This is a genomic window from Methylobacterium indicum, assembly GCF_001043895.1.
GTDB lineage: Bacteria > Pseudomonadota > Alphaproteobacteria > Rhizobiales > Beijerinckiaceae > Methylobacterium > Methylobacterium indicum.
Genome location: NZ_JTHF01000432.1, coordinates 1 through 7029, shown reverse-complemented (window position 1 = coordinate 7029; position 7029 = coordinate 1). Strand labels below are relative to the sequence as shown.

At 71.3% G+C, this 7029-nt stretch carries 6 protein-coding genes; all 6 read left to right on the top strand.

The window, feature by feature from the left end; translation table 11 throughout:
- Positions 1 to 850 (top strand): LLM class flavin-dependent oxidoreductase (locus QR78_RS31165; RefSeq protein ID WP_048431515.1); only part of this gene is annotated, 850 nt, incomplete at its 5' end.
- Between the two features lie 414 nt (positions 851 to 1264).
- A complete protein-coding gene (locus tag QR78_RS31160) occupies positions 1265 to 2254 on the top strand; it encodes an MsnO8 family LLM class oxidoreductase (protein WP_048431514.1) in 990 nt (329 codons plus the stop codon).
- A 17-nt stretch (positions 2255 to 2271) separates the two neighbouring features.
- Complete coding sequence (locus QR78_RS31155) at positions 2272 to 3618, top strand: LLM class flavin-dependent oxidoreductase (protein WP_048431513.1); 1347 nt, start codon at positions 2272 to 2274, stop codon at positions 3616 to 3618.
- A complete protein-coding gene (locus QR78_RS31150; RefSeq protein WP_048431512.1) occupies positions 3615 to 4793 on the top strand; it encodes a M20 aminoacylase family protein in 1179 nt (392 codons plus the stop codon). The genes QR78_RS31155 and QR78_RS31150 overlap by 4 nt, the downstream gene beginning before the upstream one ends.
- A 20-nt stretch (positions 4794 to 4813) precedes the next feature.
- Entirely contained in the window at positions 4814 to 5335 is a 522-nt protein-coding gene (locus tag QR78_RS31145) for a GNAT family N-acetyltransferase (protein ID WP_048431511.1), read from the top strand.
- Between the two features lie 37 nt (positions 5336 to 5372).
- Positions 5373 to 7029: amino acid ABC transporter permease/ATP-binding protein (locus QR78_RS33490; RefSeq protein WP_082171936.1), on the top strand; the 1657-nt coding region annotated here is incomplete at its 3' end.

The following is a 7029-nucleotide window of genomic DNA, read 5'->3' as shown; positions in this document are numbered from 1 at the left end:
CGACGCCAACGCGCCCGACGCGGTCGCCCGGAAGGCGTCGGGCGCGATCTCGGTCGATCCAGCGAAGTTTCACCGCATCGACCATCGCGGCCGGCACTTCACGGTCGCCGGTCCGCTCAACGTGGCGCCGTTGCCGCAAGGCCGCCCGGTCCAGTTCCAGGCCGGGCAGTCGGAGGCGGGCGTGTCCGTCGGCGCCGCCCTTGCCGAGGTCGTCTACACCTCGCAGCCGAGCTTCGAGGGCGCCGTCGCCTTCGCGGCCGAGCTGCGCCGGCGCGCCGTCGCCTTCGGGCGTGGGCCCGGCCTGCCCTTCGTGATGAATTCCTTCCACTGCCTCATCGGCGAGTCCGAGGCCGATATCGGCCGGCGCCTCGCCGAGAAGCACGCCCGGATCGACTACGACCAGGGCCGGCTCAAGCTCGCCGACATGCTGGGCGGGGAGATCGACCTGTCGGGTCTTCCCCTCGACGCGCCCCTGCCCGCTTCGCTGCTGCCGGAGGTGACCCGCATCAACCGCCGACGCGGCCGGGTCGAGATCTTCCGCCGCTATGCCGAGCAGGGATTGCCGCTGCGCCGGCTCATCATCGAGGCGCAGGAGACCGGCCACTGGTCGGTCGCCGGCACTCCCGAGCAACTGGCCGACGCCCTCGAAGAGCGCTACCGCGCCGGGATCCTCGACGTCGTCACCCTGCACGGTCTCGGCAACCCGGATCAGGAAGATCTCCTGATCAACGGTCTCCTGCCCGAGCTGCGGCGCCGCGGCCTGATCGATACCGACTATCTCGGCGAGGATTTCCGCTCCAACCTCGAATTGCCGCCGCTTGCCGGCGCGGATCGCGTCAGCGCGGCCTAGGAGAAGATACTCCCGGTTTCGCTCCGGCCGGCGGAGCGCCCTGCCCTGTCGTTGCCGATCTTTGAAAATGCATTTCGTTGACGGCAGGCGACGACAAGGAAGATAATCGTATCAATCCACGACAGATGCTTCGTAATCGCGCGTCTCGATTTTTCAAACTGCTTCGCAGATTGCGACGAATGCTTGAAGCGCGACGCCCCAACCGTGGCGCGGGAGACCGGAACAACCCGCCATGATCCTCATCGCGCTCCTCACCGCGATCGCCGGGCCGCCGCGCGGACGCGCCAAGGCGTCGGCGCCCGGGCCGGACGCGCAAAGGCCTCCCCCGACCGAGCCCGGGGCCGCCGCACCCGACCGCAGCAGCCCGTGCGGGACCCTCCCGGCACCGCGCCGTCCCGACCGTCCGAGTTCCCGATGACCTACCGCCTGAGCCTCCTCGACAAGAGCCCGCTGCTGCCGGGCGAGCCGGCCACCGCCGCCTTGCAGCGCACGATCGTGCTGGCGCAAGCCGCCGAACGCCTCGGCTACGCACGCTTCTGGGTGGCGGAGCACCACGCCAATCCGGGCCTCGCCGGCACCGCGCCCGAGATCCTGATCGCGCATCTCGCCGCGCGCACGCAGCGCATCCGGCTCGGCTCCGGCGGCGTGCTCCTGCCGCATTACAGCCCCTACAAGGTCGCCGAGACCTTCAACCTGCTCGCCGCCCTGGTACCGAACCGGATCGACCTCGGCATCGGCAAGGCCCCGGGCGGCCTGCCCGACGCGACCCGCGCCCTGCGGCGGCGGCACGCTCCGGGTGAGAGCGTCGCCTTCGACGACCTCCTCGCCGAACTCGACCGCTACCTCGCCCCTCCCGAGACGGGCTCCTTGCGCGCCCTGCCGACGCCGCCCGCGCCTCCGGAGCGATTCCTGCTGGGCGCCAGCCCCGACAGCGCGCGCACGGCCGCGGCGCTTGGCTGGCGCTTCGTCTATGCCGGCCAGCTCAACGGCGATCCGCGGGCGACCGAGGCGAGCCTAGAGGCCTACGCGCAGGCCGGCGCCCCGGCCCCGCCCCTCCTCGCCGTCACCGCGCTCGCCGCCGCGACCACCGAGGAGGCCCGGGCGCTGACCGACCCGCTCCAGGTGGTGCGCGTGACGCTGCCCGACGGCCAGAGCGTCAACCTCGGCAGCGAGGCGCAAGCCGCGGAATTTGCCCGGCAAGGCGGTGCCGCCTCCTACCGGACCGAGGTCCGCCGGCCGCATGTGCTGTCGGGCACCGCCGGGCAAGTCCGGGCCGAACTCGACCAGCTCCATGCCCGCTTCGGCATCGAGGAATTCGTCATCGACACGCCGCCTTCCGCGACCGGCCGACGCCTCGCCTCCGTGACCCTGCTCGCGAGCGGCGCCCCGGCGCTGGCGGCCTGACCTTCGAGAGCCCCACGATGACCCAGACCCGTCTCACCTTCGGCCTGATGCTCCAGGGCGGCGGCAGCCACATGAATGCGTGGCGCCACCCGAGCAACCCGGTCGATGCCAGCGTCAACCTCGACTTCTTCGTCCGCAACGCCCGCAAGGCGGAAGCGAACGGCATCGCCTTCGCGTTCGTAGCCGACGGGCTCTACATCAACGAGAAGTCGATCCCGCACTTCCTCAACCGCTTCGAGCCGCTGACCATCCTGTCGGCGCTGGCGGCGAGCACCGACAAGCTCGGCCTCGTCGGCACGGTCTCGACCTCCTACAGCGACCCCTTCACCATCGCCCGGCAATTCGCCTCGCTCGACCTGATCAGCGGCGGCCGGGCCGGGTGGAACGCCGTGACCTCGCCGCTCGAAGGCTCGGGGCGGAACTACAGCCGGCCGCATCCCGAGCACGCCCTCCGCTACGAGATCGCGGGGGAGCACCTCGACGTCGTGAAGGGCCTGTGGGATTCCTGGGACGACGACGCCTTCCCGCGCGACCGCGAGACCGGCCGGTTCTTCGATCCCGACAAGCTGCACCGCCTCGACCACAAGGGGCGCTTCTTCCAGGTCGAGGGCCCGCTCAACATCCAGCGCTCGGCCCAAGGCCAGCCGGTGGTGTTCCAGGCCGGCTCGTCGGAGGCCGGCATCGGGCTCGCCGGGCGCCACGCCGACGCGGTCTTTGCCAACCACGTGCCGCTCCCCGAGGCGCAGAGCCTGTACCGCAGCCTCAAGGCGAGCGCGGTCGCCCATGGCCGCCGGGCCGACGACCTCAAGGTCTTTCCCGGCGCCGGCCCGATCGTCGGGCGGACCAGGGCCGAGGCGGAAGAGAAGTACCGGGCGATCCGCGACCTGATCTCGATCGACGATGCGCTCGCCTATCTCGGCCGCTTCTTCGACCACCACGATTTTTCCGCCTACCCGCTCGACGCGCCCTTCCCCGACCTCGGCGAGATCGGCCGCAACAGCTTCCGCTCGACCACCGACCGCATCAAGCGCAACGCCGCCGAGAAGGGCCAGACCCTGCGCGAGGCGGCGCTCGAGGCCGCGACCCCGCGCACCGACCTGATCGGCTCGGCCGAGGAGGTCGCCGGCGAACTGATCGCCCGCGTCGAGCAGGGGGCGGCGGACGGCTTCGTGCTGGGCTTTCCCGTGATCGGCCAGGGCCTCGACGATTTCGTCGACCTCGTGATTCCGGTGCTGGAGGCGCGCGGGGTCTACGACCGCACGCTTCCCGGACAAACCCTGCGCGACCATCTCGGTCTGCCCCGCCGCGACAGCCGCTACGCCGCCGAGGACGCGGCGCCCGCGCGCCGGGCGGGCGGGCGATGACGATCCGGACGGGTGTCCTTGAGCGGGGAACCGACCCCGGCATCCTCGCGACGCTCCCCGAGTTCACGGCCTTGCGCCGCGACCTGCACCGGCATCCGGAACTCGCCTTCCGGGAGACCCGCACGAGCGGTCTCGTGGCGGAGCGGTTGACCGCCTGGGGCTACGCCGTGACGACCGGGCTCGGCGGCACCGGGGTGGTCGGGGTGCTGCGGAAGGGTGAGGGCGTGCGCCGGCTCGGCCTGCGGGCGGACATGGACGCGCTTCCCATCCGCGAGCGGACCGGCCTGCCCCATGCCAGCGCCACGGACGGCGCGATGCATGCCTGCGGCCATGACGGCCACACCACCATCCTGCTGGCCGCCGCCCGGCGCCTCGCCGAGGCCGAGTTCTCCGGCACGCTGACGCTGATCTTCCAGCCGGCCGAGGAGATCGGCGCCGGCGCGCGCACGTTGCTCGGCGAGGGCCTGTTCGAGCGCTTCCCGGTCGACGCGGTGTTCGGCCTGCACAACTGGCCGGGCGTCCCGCGCGGCCAGTTCGGCTTCGTCGCCGGACCGGCGATGGCGGCGGTGGACAAGGCGACGATCCGGATCGTCGGCCGCGGTGGTCACGGCGCCTCGCCCCACGAGACCGTCGATCCGGTGGTGGCGGCGTCCTCCCTCGTGCTCGCGCTGCAGAGCGTGGTGTCGCGCAACGTCGATCCGCGCGAGGCGGCGGTGGTCAGCGTCGGCGCCATCCACGGCGGGGAGGCCTCGAACGTGATCCCCGACAGCGTCGACCTCACGCTCACCATCCGCAGCTTCGAGCCGTCGGTCCGCGACCGGCTGGAAGAGCGGGTCACCGCGATCGCACGGGCCCAGGCCGAGAGCTACGGCGCCCAGGCAGAGGTCGACTACCGCCGCGGCCTGCCACCCCTGCGCAACCACTCGGCGGAGACCGCCTTCGCCCGCGACGTCGCGCTCGCGACCTTCGGGCCGGAGCGCGTGGCGGACGAGTTCCGCCCGCGGATGGCGAGCGAGGATTTCGCCCACCTGGTGGCGGCGCGTCCGGGCAGCTTCCTCTTCGTCGGTAACGGCGACGGGCCGCCGCTGCACAGCCCGGACTACGACTTTGACGACGCCCTGATCGCGCCCGCCGCGACCTACTGGGTCCGCCTCGCCGAAACCTTCCTCGCCTGACCCCGCGACCGGAGCGGCCCATGCCCGACCAGTTCGTCTCGACCACACCCCTCGACCCGCGGGCCAGGCCCCTCGTCGACCAGCTGACGCAGGAATACGTTACCCGCTACGGCAGCTACTTCGGCGATCCGCCGGGCGCGGAGATGACCCGCTACCCGCCCGAGGTCTTCGCGGCCCCGGACGGCCACTTCCTGCTCCTCCTGCGCGACGGCGTCGCGATCGCCGGAGGCGCGTTCAAGCGCCTCGACGCGCGGACCGCCGAGTTGAAGCGGGTCTGGACCGACACCGCCTTTCGCCGCCAGGGCCTGGCGCGCCGGGTCGTCGCGGAACTGGAGGTGCAGGCCGTGCGGCAGGGCTATGGGCGGGCCTACCTCACCACGGGCTTTCGCCAGCCCGAGGCCAAGGGGCTCTATCTCGGCCTCGGCTACACGCCCCTGTTCGACCTCGACGTCGATCCCGAGACCTACGGCATCCTGCCCTTCGAGAAGGCGCTGCCGGGCGCCGCGCTGACGCAGACCGGCCCGCAGCGCACAGCCGCTTGATCGAACGATCCCTCACAGCCTCCGAGCCCGATCCCCCATGCCCCTCGCTGCCAACGTGGCGGACCTGCCCGCGCAGGCCCGCGCCGCCTCCCTCGGTCGCAACTTCAGCGGCTTTCGCGTCGTCCCGGCCCGCTACCCGGCCCGCACCGTCGGCACGATCTTCGCCGGTCTCGTCATCGCGGGCGTGCTGTACTCGGTCCTCACCAACCCGCGCTGGGGCTGGGACGTGTTCGCCGAGTGGTTCTTCGCCGAGCCGGTGCTGGTCGGGCTCGGGCGCACCCTGCTGCTGACGGCGCTCGGCACGGTCCTCGGCTTCCTGGTCGGAACACTGCTCGCGCTCGCCCGGGTCTCCGGCTCGCCGCTGCTCTCGGGGCTCGCCTGGGGCTATGTCTGGTTGTTTCGCTCGATCCCGTTGATCGTGCTGCTCCTGATCCTCAACAATCTCGGCTATCTCTACGACACGATCTGGCTCGGCGTGCCGTTCACCGGGATCACGCTCGCTTCCTGGCAGACGACGCAACTGATCACGCCGTTCCTCGCCGCAGTGCTCGGGCTGACGCTGCACGCCTCCGCCTTCTCCAGCGAGATCGTGCGCGGCGGCATCCTGGCGGTGGACCAGGGCCAGCACGAGGCCGCCGCGGCGCTCGGACTGCCGCGCCACCGACAGTTCGCGCGCATCGTCCTGCCCCAGGCGATGCGGACCATCCTGCCGACCGCCTTCAGCGAAATCATTTACATCGCGAAAGGCACCTCGCAGGTCTACATCCTGGCCCTGCCCGAGCTGTTCTACACGATCCAGGTCATCTACCGGCGCAACCTCGAGGTCATCCCGCTCCTGATGGTGGCAACCATCTGGTACCTGGTGATCCTCAGCGTCCTGTCCTTCGTCCAGCGCCACGTCGAGCGCTACTACGCCCGCGGCGCATTGCGGAATCCGCCGCCCTCGCTGATCGGCACAACACTTAAGCGCCTGCGCCGGGCCGGCGCTCCCGCGCGATCCACGGTTCCGGCCGTCTCCCCCCCGTCGGTTCTGCCCGCCCGCCAGGGCGGCGAGATCCGCATCACGAGCGTCTCGAAGAGCTTCGGCCCCCTCAAGGTGCTCGACGATGTCAGCCTCGCCCTGCGGCCGGGCAGCGTGACGGCGATCATCGGCCAGTCCGGTTCCGGCAAGTCTACGCTCCTGCGGGCGATCAACCATCTCGAGCGGGTCGATGCCGGCTTCATCGCCATCGACGGCGAGCTGATCGGCTACCGCCAGGACGGCGACACGCTCTACGAGCTCAAGGAGAAGGACATCCTGGCCCGCCGCGTCGATGTCGGCATGGTTTTTCAGAGCTTCAACCTGTTCCCGCACCTCACGGTGATCGAGAACATCGTCGAGGCGCCGGTCACCGTCCGCGGCCTGCCCCGGGCCCAGGCGCTCGCAGAGGCGCGCGAGCTGCTGGCCAGGGTCGGCCTCGCCGACAAGGCCGACGCCTATCCGCGCCAGCTCTCCGGCGGCCAGCAGCAGCGCGTCGCCATCGCCCGGGCGCTGGCTTTGCGGCCCAAGGTGCTGCTGTTCGACGAGCCGACCTCCGCCCTCGACCCCGAACTCGTCGGCGAGGTGCTCGACGTGATCAAGGAGCTCAGCCTCTCCGGTACCACCCTGGTGATCGTCACCCACGAGATCGGCTTTGCCCGCGAGGTCGCCGACC